Raw genomic sequence first — 19,705 nt, 5'->3', positions numbered from 1 at the left:
GTTGATTGCCTATGATTTCTAGGATTATAAGGTAGAATGTCGGGTTAATACTCTTAAAATCGCCGAAGATATCGAGTTTGATGATGAAATTTGCGGTTTTGATGTTGAGATGCGAGAGGTGCTTGATGAAGGCCTTAATGCAAATGAGTTTGGTGATTTGCGCTCTTTTGTTGTTAAGTTCATTGAAAACATCTTATTTTCATTCCGGTAGGACGTGGTTTTTACCGTGCTTTTTGTGAAAATTTGAACTTATTTGGCATTTGTTCGGCATTTAAGCAGCGTAAAGAGTGAACAAGTTTTCGTACCGCTAAGTAGCGGTACATGCTGGCATGAAGTGTGACATTCCGTTGCGCAACACTGGCACCACATCGACAATACAGAATACACAGGAATTTACATGTTTGGTTTTTTTCGTAGTAATGATTTGGCAATCGACCTAGGTACTGCCAATACGCTGATTTATGTACGCGGCCAAGGCATCGTTTTGGATGAACCTTCGGTAGTTGCGATTCGCCAAGAAGGCGGTCCAAATGGTAAGAAAACTATCCAGGCCGTAGGTAAAGAAGCGAAGCAAATGTTGGGTAAAGTGCCTGGCAATATTGAAGCGATTCGTCCGATGAAAGATGGCGTCATTGCCGACTTCACGGTCACTGAGCAAATGCTCAAGCAGTTTATTCGTATGGTGCATGACACCAAGTTCTTCAAACCTTCCCCGCGCATCATTATTTGCGTGCCTTGTGGTTCCACGCAAGTTGAGCGTCGTGCGATTCGTGAATCTGCATTAGGCGCAGGTGCGTCACAAGTGTATTTGATCGAGGAACCAATGGCTGCAGCGATTGGCGCTGGTTTGCCAGTGTCTGATGCGACCGGTTCTATGGTCGTTGATATCGGTGGCGGCACAACCGAAGTCGGCGTGATTTCACTCGGCGGTATGGTGTATAAAGGTTCTGTGCGCGTCGGTGGTGATAAATTTGATGAAGCGATTGTCAATTACATTCGCCGTAACTATGGCATGTTGATCGGTGAGCAAACTGCTGAGGCGATTAAGAAAACCATAGGTTCCGCTTTCCCTGGTTCTGAAATCAAGGAAATGGAAGTGAAAGGTCGCAATTTGTCAGAAGGTATTCCACGTTCATTCACTATCTCTAGTAACGAGATTTTGGAAGCGTTGACCGATCCTCTGAATAACATCGTTTCTGCAGTAAAAAATGCCTTGGAACAGACGCCGCCAGAACTCGGTGCAGACATTGCCGAAAAAGGCATGATGTTGACAGGTGGCGGAGCTTTATTGCGCGATCTGGATCGTTTGTTAATGGAAGAAACGGGTTTGCCTGTGTTGGTCGCAGAAGAGCCTTTGACTTGTGTGGTACGCGGTTCTGGAATGGCATTAGAACGTATGGATAAATTAGGTTCTTTGTTCTCTTACGAATAATCTGTGCGCAGATTTTGCGCGGAATCAGCGTCGAAGTACACATCGTCATTCACGTTGATTTTGAGTGAAGTGCCAGATCCAGTTTTGGTCTGGCGGTACTCACAAATATTTTAAAGTCAGATCTGGCAGATGTAGAATGCCAGATCTTTTTTTAAGTTTTTATTGCTTGTTCGCTGGCGCTCATCTATGCAACATAGTCCACCACCACTTTTTAAACAGGGCGCATCAGCGCGCGTTAAAGTGGTGTTCTTCGCAGTTTTCGCAATCGCCCTCTTGGTGGTTGATTCGCGCTTGAATTCGTTGGTGCGAGTACGTCAGGTCGTGGCGACCGCACTCTATCCTTTGCAAATGCTCGTGTTAATGCCGCGCGATGCGGTTAAATCCCTCGGCGAGTATTTTGCTTCTACCACCCGTTTGCAGAGTGAGCTTGGGGCTTTAAAACAGCAGCAGATCTTGCAAGCACAAACCCTGCAAAAGAGCACTTTGTTAGAAAGTGAAAACGCGCACTTGCGTCGTTTATTGGAATTGAAAGAACGCACTCCAAGCAAATCGCTGTTGGCAGAAATGTTATATGACGCGCGCGATGAGTATGCGCGCAAAATTATTTTGAATAAAGGTTCGCAGCAAGGTGTTGCGATCGGGCAGCCAGTGATTGATGAGCGCGGTGTGATTGGTCAGGTGACGCGAGTTTTTCCACTGACCGCGGAAGTAACTTTGTTGACGGATAAAAATCAGGCCATACCCGTGCAGGTCGAGCGCAGCGGAATGCGCAGTGTGATTAACGGGCGAGGTCGTTCCGCGCATCTAGAAATGCGTGTCACTAGTAATGCGGACGTGAAGCTCGGAGATATTTTGATTACCTCGGGTTTGGATGGTGTATATCCCGCAGGTTTGCAAGTCGCTAAAGTGACCCAGGTGGAGAGCAAGGCGAGTACGACATTTGAAGTCGTTTTGTGTACACCAGTGGCTGGTATTGAACAGCATAAGCAATTATTGATTTTGTTAGTCGATACCAGTCAGTTAGCACCACCAGAATCAGAAGAAGAGCGGACGAAGAAAGAAAAGATTAATCGTCGTGTTACGCGCGATTCGGTAAAAGACGATGACAAGACGTTGCCTAAGGAAGCGATTCCGTTGAGCGCCGATGTCGTACCTGCGAGTCCTATAGTTTCAACGCCTGTCACGCAAAATCCAAACCCGCCAAAAACCGAGGTGCGTGGTGTGACAGCAAGTGCCGCCAAAGAGGATAAAAAATGAGCCATCCTCATTACATTTTATTGCCCGCAAATTCATTTTTCATCGCGATCAGTTTGATAGCTGCGTTCATGTTGAACTTGTTTCCTTGGGGCGTGCATGTCGGTATGCCAGATTTCGTCGCACTGGTGCTGGTGTTTTGGAGTATCCATCAACCACGTAAAGTGGGAATCGGCGTGGCTTTCGTGATGGGCTTGCTGATGGATGTACATGACGCTGTTTATCTGGGCGAGAATGCTTTGGCGTTCACCTTATTATCTTACTTTGCGATTTCTATTCATCGCCGTGTTTTGTGGTTTCCTCCGGTCGCTCAGAGCTTGCATGTCTTCCCATTATTTCTTGGCGTTCAATTAGTTCAGTTGACCGTGCGACTACTGTCTTCTGATTCGCATTTTCCTGGCTGGCTATTTTTCTTAGAATGCGCAGTGACCACCGCATTGTGGCCTGTCGCTTCCTGGCTACTTCTCGCTCCGCAGCGTCGCGCAGTCAACAAAGACAATACGCGTCCGATTTAAGTCAATCTCAGTCTGGAGTGAAGTAAGTATGACGGAACTAAAAAATACTGAGCGTGAGCTATATTTATTTCGGGTGCGCCTGCTGGTGATTGGTGTGCTGGCTTTCGTTTGTTTTAGTATTTTATTGGGGCGTTATGTTTGGCTGCAGATTATCAAACATGAAGCCTATGCAACCAAAGCAAATGAAAACCGGATCTCGGTGGTGCCTATCGTACCGAATCGTGGCTTGATTTTGGACAGAAATGGCGTCATTTTGGCGCGTAATTATTCTGCCTACACTTTAGAAATTACCCCTTCCAAGATTACCCAAGATCTCGATAGCTTGATTGATGAGCTCTCAGCATTAGTCGATATTCAGCCGAAACATCGCAAGCGCTTACGCAAACTGATGGAAGAGTCGAAAAGTTTTGGAAGCCTGCCAATCCGCACCCGATTATCGGATGAAGAAGTCGCACGCTTTACGGCGCAGCGTTTCCGATTCCCTGGGGTGGATGTACAGGCGCGCTTATTTCGCCAATATCCTTTGGGGGATGTCGCGTCGCATGTGATTGGCTACATTGGTCGGATCAATAAACGTGATGCTGATTTGATTGAGGGCAGCGAAGACGCGCCAAATTACAAAGGCACCAGTTATATCGGCAAAGAAGGACTGGAAAAAAGCTACGAAAAAATCTTGCATGGCACGACCGGATTTGAAGAGGTTGAGGTATCTGCTGGTGGTCGTCCGGTACGCACCTTGTCACGCAATTTGCCCACCTCTGGTAAAAATCTGATTTTGTCAGTGGACATCGAATTGCAAAAAGTGGTGGAAGAGGCTTTCGGTGATCGCCGTGGTGCATTTGTGGCGATCGAGCCAGAAACAGGCGATGTCTTGTCTTTTGTCTCTATGCCGACTTTTGATCCCAATTTGTTCGTCGAAGGAATTGATCAACAAAGTTGGAATGAGCTAAATACTTCAGAAGACATTCCCTTGCTAAACCGCCCACTGACTGGTGCTTATCCACCGGGTTCCACTTTCAAACCATTCATGGCCTTGGCTGCTTTGGAGTTAGGCAAACGCACCATGACGCAGGCGATTTCTGATCCTGGTTATTTCGCTTTTGGGAATAAAATTTTCCGTGATGATAAACCGGGTGGGCATGGATTAGTCGATATGTACCGCGCAGTTGCCTTGTCTTGCGATACCTATTTTTATCAATTGGCGAATGAAATGGGCGTCGATACTATGCACGATTTCATGGCGCAATTTGGTATGGGACAAATTACCGGCATCGATTTGGATAATGAACGTAAAGGATTATTGCCATCGACGGCGTGGAAGCGCGCGGCATTCAAGAAACCAGCGAATCAACGTTGGATTCCCGGCGATACCATTTCTCTTGGGATTGGTCAGGGGCAAAATACGTTCACCCCTTTACAAATGGCACATGCCACCGCCACCTTGGTGAACAATGGCATCGTGATGAAACCACATCTGGTGAAGCAAGTTGAAGATCCGCAATCAAAGCAACGCAGCCTAACCGTTCCAAAAGAGAGTTATCGGATTCCATTAAAAATCGAGAATATCGAATTTATTAAAAATGCGATGGGCGGCGTGGTTCGTGAAGGTACAGGTATGCGCGCGTTTTCTGGTGCAGCCTACACATCGGGTGGTAAAACAGGTACAGCGCAAGTAATCGCGATGAAGAAAACCGAAAAGCATGGCACCAAGCATGCAGTAGAACGCTTCCGTGATCATTCATGGTACATCGCTTTTGCGCCAATTGATAAACCTAGAATTGCCGTCGCTATTATTGTTGAGAATGGCGGTTATGGTTCTGAGTCTGCTGCACCTATTGTGCGTAAAGCCTTTGATTATTATTTGCTAGGTAAACGACCTACAGAAAAGGCGGTGCCTGTGCAGCCAGCAGTTGGCGACGAGGTTGAAGATCTTGCGCATATCCATGAAGAAGAAAATGCGGCGACTGTCGCACCCACCGCTGCACCTGCACCTGCAATCGTCAAGCAGCCAGCTGTTCCTGCCACGACTTCGGTAACGCCTCCTGTCACATCACCGGCAAGCCCGAAAGTGCCAACAGTGGCGCCAGCAAAAGTATCGCCCGAAGCGAAATCAGCAGGAGTGAAAAAATAATATGGACAATAAATCGGTCTATTGGAGTCGCTTCCGTTCGCTCTTTATGGTGTTTGATGCGCCGCTGGCGATCTTGTTATTTTTGATTATCTCGACAGGCATCATAACGATGTACTCTGCTGGTTTAGATTGGCCTGGACGGGTTGAACATCATTTGCGCAATATTGTGATTGCCTTTTTTGTGATGTGGATCGTGGCGAATGTGCCGCCACAAACGCTGATGCGTTTCGCAGTGCCTTTGTACGTGCTTGGAATTACTTTGTTGGTCGGTGTGGCAATGTTCGGCATCGTTAAAAATGGCTCCCGGCGTTGGCTCAATGTTGGTACTATCGTGCAACCATCCGAGATCTTAAAGATTGCGTTACCGCTAATGCTAGCTTGGTACTTTCAAAAACGTGAAGGATCTTTGCGTTGGAAAGACTTTGCTATTGCCACGGTCATCTTGGCAATTCCTGCTGGTCTCATCGCGAAACAGCCCGATTTGGGAACCACGATTCTGGTCTTTGTGGCGGGTTTTTCTGTGATTTTTTTTGCTGGATTGTCTTGGCGTTTATTAGCAGGCTTAGTATTGGTCGGGTTAGCCTGTTTGCCATTGGTTTGGAAATTTTTGCTGCATGATTACCAGCGACATCGGGTGGAAATTATGTTTGATCCGACGGTCGATGCGCTGGGTAAAGGCTTTCATATTATTCAATCCATGATTGCCGTCGGCTCTGGCGGTTTAACTGGCAAAGGTTGGCAAAGCGGTACGCAATCGCATCTGGAATTTATTCCTGAGCACACCACGGATTTTATTTCTGCTGTGTATTTGGAAGAATTTGGCTTTATGGGTGCGGCCTTTTTGGTCACGCTTTACTTTTTGTTTGTGTTGCGTGGACTCACGATTGCAGCAAACGCGCCGACCTTATTTTCGCGTTTAATGGCCGGCGCTATTACGATGATTTTTTTCACCTACGCTTTCGTGAATATGGGCATGGTCGTTGGCATCTTGCCGGTAGTTGGTGTTCCATTACCCTTCGTTAGTTTTGGCGGTACTGCGATGGTGACGCTGGGGATGGGTGCGGGAATCTTGATGAGCGTGCAGCATCATCGTAAGTTAATGAAATCTTAGGACGAATCCATGGCTCTATTACAGCGCGGTTTATATATTGGATGCCTGCTAAGTGTTTTGCTGGTGGGTGCTTGTTCAAGCCCGCCTAAAGTCAAACCTGTCATACAGGAGCAAAGTAAATCGACACCTGCGTCGACGGTTTCTACAGCAGTCGCTAAGCCTGCAACAAGTACCGCGCCTGCATTACCAAAAGCAAATTCTGGACGCGGTGGTTATTATTTAGACGATGGCCCAGGTGATGAAATTCCAGAAGGTTTAGAGTCAACAGTTGATCCGATTCCGGTGGTGGAGCCATATTCGCGCACTGGTAATAAACCATATAAGGTGTTCGGCAAAACCTATACCCCGATTAACGATAGCACTACGCCATTCAAGCAAAAAGGACACGCCAGTTGGTACGGTAAGAAATTCCACGGCAAGCGTACTTCCTCAGGTGAGCCTTATGACATGTATAAAGTGACGGCCGCGCATCCGACTTTGCCTATCCCTTCTTACGCGCGCGTGACTAATTTAAGTAATGGCAAGCAAATTATTGTGCGGATTAATGATCGCGGTCCATTTCATTCGAATCGCATTATGGATTTGTCTTACACCGCTGCCCTAAAGCTCGGTTATCTGAATAAGGGAAGTAGCGAAGTTGAGTTAGAGCGATTGCTGCCGGAAGACATCGCCAAAATGGCTGAGAATAGTCAGAATCAGCAAGCACAAACGCCAACGTCAACGCAAAATACAAGCTCGGGTTTAGTAGTGGTGAAAAACGAAGTGAAGCCAGTATCTGATAAGAGCAAAGACAAGAGCACAGACAAGAGCGCAGACAAGAGCTCAGACAAAGATGAAAAAGAGGGCGTCAGTCTGGAGGCCTTGATCGCGTCGCAAGAACGTATCATCAAAACCGAATTGCCACGCAGCGAAGAAAAGCTAAGCGCGGTAGTGGATCAGTCCAAATCCCAGAATCTATTCTATTTACAGTTTGCAGCATTTGCGATTCGTGCTAACGCTGAGGCGGGAAAAACACAGTTGATGCAGGTACTAAAAGATAAGCAAAGTAAGCTAGGTACGGAGCACGAGATTAATTTAGAAATTGTTCAGCAAGGAAGTCTGTATCGTTTGCAAGGCGGCCCTTATGCGCAACGCGAAGCTGCACAAAAAGCGGCACTAGATTTAGCAATCGGTAGCGCTAAACCCATTGTGATCCAGCGATAAGCAGTTTGTGATCCGACGGAATTTAGCCTTCCTGTCCTTTCATGTCTAATGCAATTTGATATAGGGCATTTTTCTTGTGACCAGTAATCTGTGCTGCAAGCGCGGCAGCTTGTTTGACCGATAGTTCGGATAGTAAGATGCTCAGGACGCGCCGCGCTTCCAGATCGTCTTGATCGCTATCGGTACTTGCCCCCTCAACGATCATGACGTATTCGCCTTTTTCGCGATAGCTGTCTTGCTGCAACCATGCGGCTGCTTCGGCCAGCGAACAGCGATGTATTTCCTCAAAAAGTTTGCTGAGTTCACGCGCAAAAACCACCTGTCGCGTATCACCGAAAGCTTGGCGTAAAGCTTGCGTGGATTCAACTATCCGATGTGGTGCTTCATAAAAAATCAAACTCGCTGGAATTTGCGCTAAGCCTTGTAAAACACTGTCGCGTTGCCCAGCTTTGGATGGTAAGAAACCAACAAAATAGAATTGATCATTGAGCAATCCGCTCGCCGATAAGGCACTGATCGCGGCAGATGCACCGGGCAAAGGTGAGACACGCAAGCCAGCAGCACGCACCGCATCGACGATAATTGCACCCGGATCAGAAACTGCCGGTGTGCCAGCATCGGAGACCAAAGCAATGCGTTCACCTGCTTGCAGGCGGGTAATAATCTTTGCCGCAACTTCATGCTCATTATGTTGATGTGCTGCGATTAAGGGTTTGTGTAAGCCATAACGCGTCATGAGTTGTGCGGTATTGCGTGTGTCTTCGCAGGCGACGGCATCGACCAGTGTCAGCACGTGTAAGGCGCGTAGTGAAATATCGGCACTGTTACCAATGGGAGTTGCCACTATATACAGAGTCGCGTTAGGATAGCTTTGCTGTTTCACCGCTTCAAACAGAGCAGCGGGATTGAATGCAGTGTGGTGGTCTTGGTTCATAAGGCTATTCTTCAATGATTTTTGCGCGAATAAAGATTGTACGCTATGACAGAATCAAATTGGTTAGCGCGGCGTCTGGCGGCGCTTCGCACCAGTAAGCAAAGAATTGGTGACGCGGCCGAGCAGCAAGCTTTACTGCATTTGCAGACACAGGGTTTGCAATTGGTGCAGCGAAGTTTCCTGTGCAAAGGCGGCGAGATTGATTTGATTATGCGAGATGGCAGACATTTGGTATTTGTCGAAGTTCGCAAACGCAGTAGCAAAAAGTTTGGCGGCGCCCTAGCGAGCGTGACGTCGAGCAAGCAAAAACGACTAGTGCATGCTGCCCAAGTTTACTTGCAGAACATGAAGCCTGTGCCAGCTTGTAGATTTGATTTGGTGGCAATCGAAGGAGAGGAATTAATCTGGCTAAAGAACGTGATCTCAGGCTGAGCTAAAATAGCGCTATTCTCATAGTTACCCTTAACAAGGCAGTCTCTGAAAACCAGTTGATCCGGATTCAAGATTAATACTCGGTGCAGATGGATTCATGGCACATTAAGCTTCTTGTGCGTTGTTGACCTTGTTGACCTTGTTGACCTTATTGAGCTTATTTCGCTGAGCGGTAATAAAAACCTTTTTTTACCTGCAAAGCAGGTATCTACTTATTCATGACTCCCCTATAATTCCCTCACTATGAAAAATCAACGCATACTTTCGCACTTTCAGGAAAGTGCAGAACTGAAAATGATTTCGGCTGAATTGCTGGCCGAGCCCATCGAGCAAGCGATTGAGCTGATGTTCACTGCTTTATCGAATGGTAACAAGATACTTGCCTGTGGCAACGGTGGATCTGCGGCAGACTGCCAGCATTTTGCCGCCGAATTGGTTGGTCGTTTCGAACGCGAGCGTTTGCCTTTGCCCGCATTAGCATTAACGACCGACAGCTCGATTATGACGGCCATCGCAAATGACTATAGTTTTCAAGAAGTGTTTTCCAAGCAAGTGCAAGCTTTTGGACAAGCAGGAGACATTTTATTAGCGATTACGACTTCTGGTAATTCACAAGGTGTGCTGAATGCGGTCGATGCAGCTTTGGAGCGTGATATGCGCGTGATTGCCTTAACTGGTAAAGGCGGTGGCGAGATGCGCAGCAAACTGACCGATGCCGACGTGCATATCTGCGTGCCGCATGATCGGACCGCAAGGATACAAGAAGTACATTTATTAACCATACATTGCATGTGTGACGGCATTGATGCCGCTTTATTTGGAGGTGATTCGGATGAGTAAGTCTTTATGGAATCCTGTAGTAAAAAGTTTTGCCCGCCCGTTGTTGGCAATTAGCTTATCTTGCGCAGCTTTAGTTAGTTTGCAAGGATGTGTGGCAGTAGTTGTCGGTGGTGCAGTAATGGGTACATTGGCGGCGACCGACCGACGCACCTTCGGTGCACAGACCGAAGACAAGGCGATTGTTTTGAAGGGCGAGATGGCAGTCAAGCGCGCCTTAGGCGATGCTGCACACGTCAACGTGAATAGTTTTAACCGGGTTGCATTGTTGACCGGTGAAGTTGCTGATGCACAAGCGCGAGCGACGGCTGAGAAAGAAGTAAAAGCGATACAAGGTGTGTTAGCTGTGCAAAATGAGTTGTTGGTTTCTGGCTTGTCGAATTACTCTGCTCGTTCATCGGATGTGGTGATTACGACTAAGGTCAAAGCTTCTATCGTTGATACCAAAGATCTGTACAGCAGTGCGTTTAAGGTCGTCACGGAAGCAGGTACCGTGTTCTTGATGGGACGTGTAACGCATCGCGAAGGTGATTTAGCTGCGCGTGTTGCTGCGGGTGTGAATGGCGTGCGTAAGGTGGTCAAGGTATTTGAATACATTACTGAAGATGAATTAAAAACGATGCTGGCAACACCAAGCAAAGTTGATTTAAACGAAGAATCTAAGTAAGAACGTTGTCAATATTACAGAGCTGCAGAATAATTTTGCAGCTCTTTTTTTCAGGAGAAAGATATGGGATTCATTATTTTTTTAATTATCATCGGTGCTTTGATTTTCTGGGCAATCAGTACCTACAATAATTTAGTTAGCTTTCGTAATCGGTTTAAAAATGGGTTTGCGCAAATTGATGTGCAACTCAAGCGCCGTTATGACTTAATCCCTAATCTGGTGGAAGTCGCCAAAGGCTACATGAAGCACGAGCGCGAAACCTTAGAAGCCGTGATCGCAGCGCGCAATCAGGCCGTCACTGCGAATGCAAAAGTGGCGGTCGATCCATCCGATGCTGCGGCGGTACATCAACTCTCCAATGCGGAAGGTGCTTTGGCTTCTTCATTGGGAAAAATGTTCGCATTGTCTGAGGCTTATCCAGATTTAAAAGCCAATGAAAATATGCTGCAGTTAACCGAAGAACTGACTAGCACAGAAAATAAAATCTCATTTGCCCGTCAAGCGTATAACGATAGCGTGATGCAATACAACACGGCTTGTGAACAGTTCCCTGGCAACATCTTTGCAGGCATGTTTGGCTTTAAAGTCGCAGAATTGTTGGAATCGACAGAAGCTCCAGAAGAACGTAAGGCGATCAAAGTTTCTTTTTAACTGATACTTTGTTTAATCCCATACATCTGAATCCCTGCTTGAGCAAACAACCATGAATTTTTTTGAACATCAAGCGCAAGCGCATAGAGAAAGTAAAAAATTACTGTTCTTGTTTTTGCTTGCAGTGATCGCTATCGTGCTGGCGGTGAACGGCACGTTAGCATTGCTATGGATTTGGATGAAGGGGCAATACGGCACTGGCATTTATACCTATCCACGCGGTTTCTTTTTGACCAATACCGCTGTCACTTTGTTGTTCATTGGTGGCGGCATGTTATTTGAGATGTCGCGTTTGAAAGATGGTGGTGATGCTGTTGCACGTATGGCTGGCGGTCGATTAGTGCAGCCAGATTCACGCGATATTCAAGAGCGTCGTTTACTGAATATCGTCGAAGAAATGGCCTTAGCAGCAGGCATGGCATGTCCACGCGTTTATGTGATGGATGAAGAGGATGCAATTAATGCTTTTGCTGCGGGTTATCATCAGAATGAAGCGGTGGTCGCGGTCACGCGAGGTACTTTGTCGCGCTTGAGTCGTGATGAATTGCAAGGTGTGATCGCGCATGAATTCAGCCATATTTTGAATGGTGATATGCGCATGAATATCAAATTAATTGGTGTTCTATTTGGTATTCAAATGTTGGCGGGGTTTGGTCAGCACATGATGGAGTGGGGTGCGCGATTTGGTGGTGGACGTAGTCGCGATGAAAAAGGCCCATCGATACAATTGGTCTTGTTTGTATTTGGCTTCGCTCTATTCGTCATCGGCTATATCGGCATTTTCTTTGGTCGCTTAATTAAATCGGCGGTATCTCGTCAGCGCGAATTTTTGGCAGATGCAAGCGCCGTTCAATTCACGCGCAACCCCGATGGTATCGGCGGTGCTCTGCGTAAAATTGGTGGTCTCACACGCAGTAATAAATGCGGTTCGCGCATTAAGAATCCGAATGCCGAGCAGTTGTCGCACATGTTTCTGGGGGCCGCACGTCCCAATCTATTATCAGGATTATTCGCTACACATCCGCCGCTAAGTGAGCGATTGCAACGCCTGTATGGACGTAATGTTGAGCTATTAGATGCGAGTGAATTACCGCCAGAGATGGAGCTTGATGCGCAATCCGCGATGATGGGATTCGCCGGTGGTGCTGGGGCTGGCTCAACACCATCGTCGAGCGCGAGCTTGACTTTGTCACCCTTGGCATTTCATCCAGAATTTGGTTATCAGGCGTCTGGGATTACTAGTGCCGCGAATGATTTGCCACAATCTCCAGTGGTGAAGCCGACTGAATCTACGGTTAAAATCCCTACGGAGATAGTACAAGCTGCACGCGATTCCAAAGCGGCCAGCGCTTTGGTGTATGCGCTTTTGTTAGATCGTAAAGATCCCGCTAGCTTTCAAATTCAATTATCTATTTTGCGGCAGGCGGTTGCACAGCAATGCGCATTGGTGAGTTTGTTGCACGAAGCAACAGAAAAAATGGCGGGCAGTATGCGTTTGCCGGTGTTAGATTTGGCGATGCCTGCTTTGAAATTATTAGATAGTGATCAGCGTCAGCAGTTGCTTGGGATCAGTGCGCGATTAATTGCTGCGGATCAGAAAGTATCGCAAGCAGAGTTTGTATTGCAAACGGTTTTGCAGCGCCGTTTAAGTCCACATGCTGGTCGCGATGTGGGTGTGAAATATCAGGGATTGATTCACCTGCAAAAAGAGACCGCTTTGTTGATTTCTTTAATGGCGACGACAGAATTTTCTGCCGAGCTTGCACCACAAGCCTTTATGAAATCTGTGAATAGTATGCCGGAGTTGGGTTTGCAAGCGACACAATTTTCGACGCGAGATCAAGTCGATTTTTTTGAAGTGAAGCAAGCCTTGGATAAATTCCAACAACTGGCACCGCTGGCAAAACCATTTTTAATCCGCTTGATGTTAAAAGCAAGTGATCTAACATTGAGTGCCGATGGTGCGGATTTATTGCGCAGCGTTTGTGCTGCGCTAGATGCGCCAGTACCCGATATTGTCAGTGCTAGTTACACCGATTTGCCGCTGCATTGAGTGTCACTGAATCGGCGCTTAAGAGCGTCCGACGATGGCTGCTGTTGCCATGAGCTCTTCGATTAAAGCCAGTGACATTTTTCCAGACATACGATGTGGATTCAGTTCGGGTAAAGCAGAATACTTTAATAAGATTGACGGATTGATTTTGCCCAAATTCGCTTGCCCCATCGTCCAGCCCGCATAGCGGCGTTGGCTGATTTCTTCATAGTCGAGCAAAATCACATCGGTATGACGAGGATCGCGCAAGATATGCGAGTACAAAGTATTGATCGCTTCGCGACCGCCTTCTAAGACTTGCATAAATACCTGATCGCTGTGGCAGAGGATGCCTGTGATGCCGTGTTGAGGATTGTGATCGCGCGATTGTTGCATGATGCTTTGGACGATGTCACTCAGATTTCCATCGACAGCGCGGCTGGCGTATAAAAGACGAACTAACATGCTGGTTTCCCTATCACGGTTGGTGTTGTGTGCACTTATATTCAAAAGCAGATCCGCTTAAACGGTTTCGGTAGGGTGCGCCATGCGCACCATGATCACTACTGCCGACATTGACGCTAATAATGTTAATACACCTGTCTATTGGAGCGGTGCGCATGGCGCACCCTACATTTAAACTATCATCACTTCTTAATCAGCGATAAAAATTCACGGCGCAAATTCGGATCTTTTAAGAAGGAACCATGCATGACGCTATTAATCATTTTTGAATCCATATCTTTGACACCGCGCCAATGCATACAGAAGTGATCCGCTTCCATTACCACCGCTAGCCCATCGGGCTGCATTTTTTCTTGTAAGGTGTCGGCGAGCTGTACCACCGCTTCCTCTTGAATTTGCGGGCGGCTCATAATCCAATCCGCGATGCGCGCGTATTTTGATAAACCGATCAGGTTGGAATGTTCATTCGGCATCACACCGATCCAGACTTTGCCGATGATAGGGCAGAGGTGATGTGAACATGCTGAGCGTACGGTAATCGGACCGATGATCATCAGCTCATTTAAGTGCGATGCATTCGGAAATTCTGTTACTGGCGGCATCGGCAAATAGCGACCTTTGAAGATCTCATTTAAATACATTTTGGCGACACGTCGTCCAGTATCTAAAGTGTTGTGATCGCTGGCAGTGTCGATCACCAAGCTTTCCAATACGCCACGCAATTTGCCTTCGACTTCGGCTAATAGCTGGTCTAGTTCACCAGGTTCGATGAAGTCAGCGATGTTGTCATTGGCGTGGTAACGCACTTTGGCTTTGACGATGCGTTCGCGTATGCGTTGCGAGACAGGTATGGCGGGAACTGCTTGGTAATGAGAATCGGTCGGCATTATGTATCCAATCGGCGTAGGCGCCAAAATGCAAGAAGTTGATATGGTAACTGAATCGCCGTGCTTGTGTTTTTCGTGTAAGTGGTTTTAACGGTTCAATTAAGTCAATAATGGCACTGCGGCAAACGGGCGTTGTCGCATTAAGAAGGATCTTGATCAGAAGACTTACCGCTCGCCATTTGTTTCATGGCGCTTCGTATTGTGCGCATCTGCGTACTAAAATTGCTACAAGAACGGCACATGCTTAAATGTACTTTTAATTGCGCACGTTCGGTCAGACTGAGTTTTCTATCTAAGTTTTCAGATAATTTTTGGTGTGCTTGTTTGCAGGTATATAAAAATAACATAGAGAACTCTATTTTTTTGCTTGTTAGCGCTGATTGGTGTTGATTTGTGCTGATCAGCGGTGCTGAGCGGATGTATGGGCGAACCAATTGAGTTCTAGGCATTCGCGCAAACGCAAGCGTGCACGATATAAAAGAACCCAAAGATTAGACGTGCTCAAGCCTAATTCCTTACAAATTTCTTCGGTAGATAATTCCAGCCATTCACGCATCATAAACACGCGTGCAGTTTGTGCTGGTAATTTCTCTAAACAAATCTCTAAGGTTTTGAAAAAATCGCTCTGTTGCAAGCTCGCTTCTGGAGCGCCCCAAGCACTAGCGGCTTCCACTGTGTGCCCATTCGCATGAAATAGTTGATCGACAATATCTTCATCCGATTGATCGTCGGCACCAAAATCGGTGAACTGCGCTTCACGATTTCCAGCACGCAAAAAGTCAATAATTTTGAATTTTAATATGCCGATAACATAGGTGCGTAAGCTAGAGTTACCTTGAAAATTCGCAGGCTTTTCTAATACAGCCAGTAAGGTTTCTTGCACCGCATCTTCTGCATGCACGGTATTTCTGAGTTGTAGCATAGCAAATCGATATAACGCCGGGCGCATAGCTTCTAACTGTTGAGGTAGTTCAGCAATGTGAGGCATGAATAAAAATACCTGATCTGGTTTTAACGAGGGGCGCTTTTGCCTGTAAAATTCAGGCTAAGACCACGATTCTTCATAGGATACCCTTAATATGAGCATTACGACAAACATCCCTCACGAAACTTCCGACCACTTAGCTGGTGTAGAACCTGAAATTAAAGCAGAAATTCTGGCTGAAGCTTTACCGTATATTCGTAAGTTTCATGGGAAAACCATCGTTGTAAAATATGGTGGTAATGCGATGACAGAAGAACGTTTAAAACATGGATTCGCACGTGACGTGATTTTGCTCAAATTAGTCGGTATGAACCCAGTTGTTGTACACGGTGGCGGGCCACAAATTGACAACGCTCTGAAAAAAGTCGGCAAACAAGGCACCTTCGTGCAAGGTATGCGCATCACCGACGAAGAAACCATGGAAGTGGTGGAATGGGTGTTGGGCGGCGAAGTCCAGCAAGACATCGTTATGCTGATCAATCATTACGGCGGTCAAGCGGTCGGTTTAACAGGCAAAGACGGCGGCTTAATCCGCGCCCGCAAAATGAAAATGCCAGATCGTGAAAATCCAGGCGAATTCTTAGACATCGGTTTCGTCGGCGAAATCGACGCGATCAACCCAGCGGTCGTCAAAGCTCTGCAAGATGACGCTTTTATTCCGATTATCTCACCAATTGGTTTTGGTGAAGACGGCCAAGCCTACAACATCAACGCCGACTTAGTCGCCGGCAAAATCGCCGAAATCTTGAAAGCCGAAAAGCTGATCATGATGACAAACATCCCAGGCGTTTTAGACAAACAAGGCAATCTGGTAACCGACTTATCCGCCAGAGAAATCGACGAAATGTTCGCAGACGGCACGATTTCTGGCGGCATGTTGCCGAAGATTTCTTCAGCATTAGATGCAGCGAAATCAGGTGTGAATACGGTGCATATTATCGATGGACGAATTCCACATTCGCTGTTGCTTGAGATTTTGACGGAACAAGCATTCGGTACGATGATTCGTAGTCATTGAGATTGAGTGCTTCCTCTGATGTCTGAGCATATAAGCCATATCGAATATGTTGCCAATGTAAGGAGTCGCATTGGCGAAATTGCGAGAGCGATGATCGGTGGAGAGTTGAGTTTTCTAGAAGGTGCACGAAAGCTTGTTGATCTTCGACATGCAGCAGGGATTAGTGATGAGGACGTCGATTTCAGGGTGTTTGTTGTTATCGAATCTGATACTGATGATTTACCGTTGGGCGAAATTCGAAATTTCTGGTTACAAAGTGCATTGAGTAATCTCAATACTGAAATTGACGATGCCGAAAGTTGGGCACGGACGATTGGGTTTTCTGCATGTGAATCATTGGTCAGGCGTTTTGATTCAGGAATCGGTTGATTAAGCGCCGTTCATCGCATGTGACACTGCCAATTGTGCGAGGCAGAAATGGGAAAAAGAGAGTCAGATGTCTGAGCGAAGCGAGTTTCTGACTCTCCCCATTTTTGTCTTGCACAATTGGGAACCCGAAGGGCAGTGGCGCCTGCGTCGCCTTTCTTTGCATCCTTTCTTTGGCGAAGCAAAGAAAGGATGTGGCTGTCGGGCCACCCCCGACCTTAGGACGTTCAGATTAGAAAAGTCAGTAGTTTGATTTCCGATTATCAAGTGACTTTGAAAGCATAGTCAAGCCAACCAACCATGAATCCAAAACAAACAATCTGGCTATTCGACCTAGACAACACCCTACACAACGCCAGTGCAGCAGTCTTCCCCAGCATAGCCAACAACATGACCCGCTACATCACGCAGGTGTTAGCCGAGGCCAATCATCCATCTGACCCAGAAACCGTCAACCAATTAAGAGTCAACTATCTCAAACGTTATGGCGCAACGCTAAAAGGCATGGTCATCCACCACGGCGTAAATGAAAAAGATTTTCTGCGTGAGGCGCACAAATTCGATCACTTGCCGGATTTACTCAAAAGAGAACGTGGTTTATCAAAGATACTTGCGCGATTGCCAGGTAAAAAAATTCTATTCACCAACGCACCACAAGAATACTCACAACAAGCCATCCGACATTTCAATCTACATCGGCATTTTGCCGCCCATATCTCGATAGAGAACATGCGTGTGCATGGCAAATCGCATCCAAAACCGAGTAAACCTTATCTGCGCAAGTTGTTAGCACAACATGGTTGGCAAGCCAGTCAATGTATTTTGGTTGAAGATAGTGTTGCAAATATTATTGCGGCCAAACAAATTGGCATCCGTACTGTCATGGTGACTGGACATGGACAGCATGTGCAGCAGAAAAGTATTTCTGCCAGCGCCGATATCACAGTAAAATCAGTGTTCGAACTGCCGCATCGCTTGCGTCAATTTCGTTGATTATTTTTGTGCTTCCTTTGTGTTCATCGTCGTCATTTTCATTTTTTATACACTATGTCTATTACCAAGCCCGGCGAACGTAAACTTCAGATTTTGCAAACCTTAGCGGGGATGTTAGAAAATCCGAAAGGAGAAAAAATCACCACGGCAGCCTTAGCTGCAAAGATTGATGTATCTGAGGCGACTTTGTATCGGCACTTTGCCAGTAAGGCACAGATGTTTGAAGGCTTGATTGAGTTTATCGAAACGACGGTCTTTGGTTTGATTAATCAAATCAGTCAACAACATAAAGACGGTTTGCAGCAGGCGCAAGGCATTACGTTGATGTTGCTGAGTTTTGCTGAACGCAATCCAGGTATGACACGGGTGTTAATTGGTGATGCCTTGGTGAATGAAGATGCGCGTCTGCAATTACGCATGAATCAATTGATGGACAGAATTGAACTTGCATATAAGCAGGCCTTACGACAAGCGGTCGTGCAAGGGCAGGTGCCTGATAACGAGATTGTGATGCGGGCGAATTTGTTGACTAATTTTGTCTTAGGACGTTGGCAGCGCTATGCTAAAACCGGCTTCAAGGCGAGTCCGACAGAGTTAGCGACTGCACAAATTACTTTGCTACTGTAGTTCGCCTTCGTCGGTCGACAGGCGTCGTATATTCCCACGCATTAAATTATGTGCGTCGCGGTAGAAGTCTTCAATTTGATGTGATTTGAGCTGAATATGCAAGATTGCCTGCTCAGCATAATTCACTTCCAGAATAGTCGCTTGATAGTTTTCGCACAGTCGGCGTAGTGGTGATTCGTCTGCGAAGTTGACTGCGAGTTGTAGTTCGCCAAGAATTTCGATAGGCGCTAATTCTGCATGTTTAAATGCATCGGATATCGCCTGACCGTAAGCCCGAGTTAAGCCACCAGCGCCTAGTTTGGTACCACCCCAGTATCGAACCACCACCGCCAATACGTTAAAGAGTTCTTTGTGGACCAGAACGTTGTACATCGGTTTAGCTGCTGTGCCAGAGGGTTCCCCATCATCATCTAAACCAGAATCACCTTCACACAATAATACCCAGCAAACATGCACTGCATTTGGATGCTCTGCACGGATTCGTGTGAGTAAGATTTGCGCTTCTGCGCGGGTGTAAATGGGATAGAGTTGGCCGAGGAAGCGGCTTTTCTTAATTTCAATTTCAGCGCAGACCGCTGAGCTTAGTTGGTACATACATGCTTAGGTTGATGCCTGCCCGAAAAGCAAAGCCGAATTGAATTAATCGCGTTTTTTGAAGCTAGAAGTTCGCTAGAGCTAAACAGTTATTGAATAACTATTGAATAACTATTGAATCACGAAATTCTCAAAGAAAATATCTTGTACGCCATCATTCTCTTTGGTTGAAAGCGCCACATTGATTTTCTTGCGTAGCTCATCAATCAGAATTTTCTTGCCTTCAACGGTTTGCAATTCAGTGTAGTCTTTCGCGCTTAATGTCATGATCACCGCATGTCGTATCACTGGCATCAACACTTTGACTTTGTCCGCTGATTCAGCTGCGCCCATTTGTAGGGTGACGATGGTTTGTAAATAACGATCAAAGCTAGCGAGGTTCACAACAAATGGCTCCAGCCGAGCTGTCGGTGCGCTGGCAGTAGCGCTGCCGCTTGCGCTGGCCTTATCGCTAGCTTGAGCAGAACCCAGGCAAACCATACTGAGAAACAAACTGGCCGCTAATACAAATTGATGCATTTTTTTGGACATAATTTACTTTCTTGAGGATCTGCACATTGTGTTCACAACA

Annotated in this window: 22 protein-coding genes; 15 read left to right on the top strand and 7 right to left on the bottom strand. The window is 46.6% G+C overall.

Annotated elements, in window-relative coordinates; all coding sequences use genetic code 11:
• Window positions 1-397: 397 nt before the first annotated feature.
• From H8K33_RS18210 to H8K33_RS18185, 6 genes are all read left to right on the top strand, one after another.
• Entirely contained in the window at window positions 398-1,432 is a 1,035-nt protein-coding gene (locus H8K33_RS18210) for a rod shape-determining protein (protein WP_186892496.1), read from the top strand.
• Window positions 1,433-1,618: 186 nt separating this feature from the next.
• Window positions 1,619-2,689, top strand: a complete 1,071-nt coding sequence (gene mreC, locus H8K33_RS18205) for a rod shape-determining protein MreC (RefSeq protein WP_186892495.1) — start codon at window positions 1,619-1,621, stop codon at window positions 2,687-2,689.
• Complete coding sequence (mreD, locus tag H8K33_RS18200; RefSeq protein ID WP_186892494.1) at window positions 2,686-3,201, top strand: rod shape-determining protein MreD; 516 nt, start codon at window positions 2,686-2,688, stop codon at window positions 3,199-3,201. The genes mreC and mreD overlap by 4 nt, the downstream gene beginning before the upstream one ends.
• Window positions 3,202-3,229: 28 nt before the next feature.
• Window positions 3,230-5,332 carry a penicillin-binding protein 2 gene (gene mrdA, locus H8K33_RS18195; protein ID WP_186892493.1) on the top strand — a complete coding sequence of 701 codons (2,103 nt, stop codon included), beginning with the start codon at window positions 3,230-3,232 and terminating at the stop codon, window positions 5,330-5,332.
• Window position 5,333: 1 nt separating this feature from the next.
• Entirely contained in the window at window positions 5,334-6,443 is a 1,110-nt protein-coding gene (gene rodA / locus H8K33_RS18190; protein WP_186892492.1) for a rod shape-determining protein RodA, read from the top strand.
• Between the two features lie 9 nt (window positions 6,444-6,452).
• Window positions 6,453-7,646 (top strand): septal ring lytic transglycosylase RlpA family protein, encoded by a 1,194-nt coding sequence (locus tag H8K33_RS18185; protein ID WP_186892491.1) that lies wholly within the window; start codon window positions 6,453-6,455, stop codon window positions 7,644-7,646.
• Window positions 7,647-7,668: 22 nt separating this feature from the next.
• On the opposite strand, the gene rsmI is transcribed toward H8K33_RS18185, so the two are convergent.
• Entirely contained in the window at window positions 7,669-8,580 is a 912-nt protein-coding gene (rsmI, locus tag H8K33_RS18180; protein ID WP_186892490.1) for a 16S rRNA (cytidine(1402)-2'-O)-methyltransferase, read from the bottom strand.
• Between the two features lie 45 nt (window positions 8,581-8,625).
• Here rsmI and H8K33_RS18175 point away from each other — a divergent pair, with 45 nt between their 5' ends.
• The 5 genes from H8K33_RS18175 (at window position 8,626) to H8K33_RS18155 (ending at window position 13,220) form a co-directional block, all read left to right on the top strand.
• Window positions 8,626-9,012, top strand: a complete 387-nt coding sequence (locus H8K33_RS18175; RefSeq protein WP_186892489.1) for a YraN family protein — start codon at window positions 8,626-8,628, stop codon at window positions 9,010-9,012.
• A gap of 243 nt (window positions 9,013-9,255) precedes the next feature.
• A complete protein-coding gene (locus tag H8K33_RS18170) occupies window positions 9,256-9,852 on the top strand; it encodes a phosphoheptose isomerase (protein WP_186892488.1) in 597 nt (198 codons plus the stop codon).
• Complete coding sequence (locus tag H8K33_RS18165) at window positions 9,845-10,516, top strand: BON domain-containing protein (RefSeq protein ID WP_186892487.1); 672 nt, start codon at window positions 9,845-9,847, stop codon at window positions 10,514-10,516. The genes H8K33_RS18170 and H8K33_RS18165 overlap by 8 nt, the downstream gene beginning before the upstream one ends.
• A 63-nt stretch (window positions 10,517-10,579) precedes the next feature.
• Window positions 10,580-11,167, top strand: a complete 588-nt coding sequence (locus H8K33_RS18160) for a LemA family protein (RefSeq protein WP_186892486.1) — start codon at window positions 10,580-10,582, stop codon at window positions 11,165-11,167.
• 52 nt (window positions 11,168-11,219) lie between these two features.
• A complete protein-coding gene (locus H8K33_RS18155; RefSeq protein ID WP_186892485.1) occupies window positions 11,220-13,220 on the top strand; it encodes a M48 family metallopeptidase in 2,001 nt (666 codons plus the stop codon).
• 18 nt (window positions 13,221-13,238) lie between these two features.
• Here the strand turns inward: H8K33_RS18155 and H8K33_RS18150 are convergent, their stop codons facing one another.
• The 4 genes from H8K33_RS18150 to H8K33_RS18135 form a co-directional block, all read right to left on the bottom strand.
• A complete protein-coding gene (locus tag H8K33_RS18150) occupies window positions 13,239-13,664 on the bottom strand; it encodes a BLUF domain-containing protein (protein ID WP_186892484.1) in 426 nt (141 codons plus the stop codon).
• A gap of 182 nt (window positions 13,665-13,846) precedes the next feature.
• The gene (gene folE, locus H8K33_RS18145; protein WP_186892483.1) at window positions 13,847-14,551 is read right to left on the bottom strand and encodes a GTP cyclohydrolase I; all 705 of its coding nucleotides are present in this window, start codon (window positions 14,549-14,551) and stop codon (window positions 13,847-13,849) included.
• A 140-nt stretch (window positions 14,552-14,691) separates the two neighbouring features.
• Complete coding sequence (locus tag H8K33_RS18140; protein WP_186892482.1) at window positions 14,692-14,898, bottom strand: zf-HC2 domain-containing protein; 207 nt, start codon at window positions 14,896-14,898, stop codon at window positions 14,692-14,694.
• Window positions 14,899-14,951: 53 nt separating this feature from the next.
• Complete coding sequence (locus H8K33_RS18135; RefSeq protein WP_186892481.1) at window positions 14,952-15,539, bottom strand: sigma-70 family RNA polymerase sigma factor; 588 nt, start codon at window positions 15,537-15,539, stop codon at window positions 14,952-14,954.
• A 91-nt stretch (window positions 15,540-15,630) separates the two neighbouring features.
• Here H8K33_RS18135 and argB point away from each other — a divergent pair, with 91 nt between their 5' ends.
• The 4 genes from argB to slmA all read left to right on the top strand — a co-directional run bounded on the left by argB (window position 15,631) and on the right by slmA (window position 18,540).
• Window positions 15,631-16,554 (top strand): acetylglutamate kinase, encoded by a 924-nt coding sequence (gene argB / locus H8K33_RS18130; RefSeq protein ID WP_186892480.1) that lies wholly within the window; start codon window positions 15,631-15,633, stop codon window positions 16,552-16,554.
• 18 nt (window positions 16,555-16,572) lie between these two features.
• Window positions 16,573-16,923 (top strand): DUF2489 domain-containing protein, encoded by a 351-nt coding sequence (locus H8K33_RS18125; protein ID WP_186892479.1) that lies wholly within the window; start codon window positions 16,573-16,575, stop codon window positions 16,921-16,923.
• Window positions 16,924-17,220: 297 nt separating this feature from the next.
• Complete coding sequence (locus H8K33_RS18120) at window positions 17,221-17,913, top strand: pyrimidine 5'-nucleotidase (RefSeq protein WP_186892478.1); 693 nt, start codon at window positions 17,221-17,223, stop codon at window positions 17,911-17,913.
• A 54-nt stretch (window positions 17,914-17,967) separates the two neighbouring features.
• A complete protein-coding gene (slmA, locus tag H8K33_RS18115) occupies window positions 17,968-18,540 on the top strand; it encodes a nucleoid occlusion factor SlmA (RefSeq protein ID WP_186892477.1) in 573 nt (190 codons plus the stop codon).
• On the opposite strand, the gene H8K33_RS18110 is transcribed toward slmA, so the two are convergent.
• Entirely contained in the window at window positions 18,532-19,134 is a 603-nt protein-coding gene (locus tag H8K33_RS18110; protein ID WP_186892476.1) for an IMPACT family protein, read from the bottom strand. The genes slmA and H8K33_RS18110 overlap by 9 nt on opposite strands.
• A gap of 111 nt (window positions 19,135-19,245) precedes the next feature.
• Window positions 19,246-19,665, bottom strand: a complete 420-nt coding sequence (locus H8K33_RS18105; protein ID WP_186892475.1) for a flagellar basal body-associated FliL family protein — start codon at window positions 19,663-19,665, stop codon at window positions 19,246-19,248.
• Window positions 19,666-19,705: the final 40 nt, after the last annotated feature.

The sequence above is a fragment of the Affinundibacterium amnicola genome (assembly GCF_014284275.1).
Lineage (GTDB): Bacteria > Pseudomonadota > Gammaproteobacteria > Burkholderiales > Burkholderiaceae_D > Undibacterium > Undibacterium amnicola.
This window is presented reverse-complemented; position numbering and strand designations above follow the sequence as displayed.

Coding starts and splice junctions, on each gene's coding strand:
- H8K33_RS18210 (WP_186892496.1), top strand. CDS start 398: ATGTTTGGTTTTTTTCGTAGTAATGATTTGGCAATCGACCTAGGTACT.
- mreC (WP_186892495.1), top strand. CDS start 1,619: ATGCAACATAGTCCACCACCACTTTTTAAACAGGGCGCATCAGCGCGC.
- mreD (WP_186892494.1), top strand. CDS start 2,686: ATGAGCCATCCTCATTACATTTTATTGCCCGCAAATTCATTTTTCATC.
- mrdA (WP_186892493.1), top strand. CDS start 3,230: ATGACGGAACTAAAAAATACTGAGCGTGAGCTATATTTATTTCGGGTG.
- rodA (WP_186892492.1), top strand. CDS start 5,334: ATGGACAATAAATCGGTCTATTGGAGTCGCTTCCGTTCGCTCTTTATG.
- H8K33_RS18185 (WP_186892491.1), top strand. CDS start 6,453: ATGGCTCTATTACAGCGCGGTTTATATATTGGATGCCTGCTAAGTGTT.
- rsmI (WP_186892490.1), bottom strand. CDS start 8,580: ATGAACCAAGACCACCACACTGCATTCAATCCCGCTGCTCTGTTTGAA.
- H8K33_RS18175 (WP_186892489.1), top strand. CDS start 8,626: ATGACAGAATCAAATTGGTTAGCGCGGCGTCTGGCGGCGCTTCGCACC.
- H8K33_RS18170 (WP_186892488.1), top strand. CDS start 9,256: ATGAAAAATCAACGCATACTTTCGCACTTTCAGGAAAGTGCAGAACTG.
- H8K33_RS18165 (WP_186892487.1), top strand. CDS start 9,845: ATGAGTAAGTCTTTATGGAATCCTGTAGTAAAAAGTTTTGCCCGCCCG.
- H8K33_RS18160 (WP_186892486.1), top strand. CDS start 10,580: ATGGGATTCATTATTTTTTTAATTATCATCGGTGCTTTGATTTTCTGG.
- H8K33_RS18155 (WP_186892485.1), top strand. CDS start 11,220: ATGAATTTTTTTGAACATCAAGCGCAAGCGCATAGAGAAAGTAAAAAA.
- H8K33_RS18150 (WP_186892484.1), bottom strand. CDS start 13,664: ATGTTAGTTCGTCTTTTATACGCCAGCCGCGCTGTCGATGGAAATCTG.
- folE (WP_186892483.1), bottom strand. CDS start 14,551: ATGCCGACCGATTCTCATTACCAAGCAGTTCCCGCCATACCTGTCTCG.
- H8K33_RS18140 (WP_186892482.1), bottom strand. CDS start 14,898: ATGTTATTTTTATATACCTGCAAACAAGCACACCAAAAATTATCTGAA.
- H8K33_RS18135 (WP_186892481.1), bottom strand. CDS start 15,539: ATGCCTCACATTGCTGAACTACCTCAACAGTTAGAAGCTATGCGCCCG.
- argB (WP_186892480.1), top strand. CDS start 15,631: ATGAGCATTACGACAAACATCCCTCACGAAACTTCCGACCACTTAGCT.
- H8K33_RS18125 (WP_186892479.1), top strand. CDS start 16,573: ATGTCTGAGCATATAAGCCATATCGAATATGTTGCCAATGTAAGGAGT.
- H8K33_RS18120 (WP_186892478.1), top strand. CDS start 17,221: ATGAATCCAAAACAAACAATCTGGCTATTCGACCTAGACAACACCCTA.
- slmA (WP_186892477.1), top strand. CDS start 17,968: ATGTCTATTACCAAGCCCGGCGAACGTAAACTTCAGATTTTGCAAACC.
- H8K33_RS18110 (WP_186892476.1), bottom strand. CDS start 19,134: ATGTACCAACTAAGCTCAGCGGTCTGCGCTGAAATTGAAATTAAGAAA.
- H8K33_RS18105 (WP_186892475.1), bottom strand. CDS start 19,665: ATGTCCAAAAAAATGCATCAATTTGTATTAGCGGCCAGTTTGTTTCTC.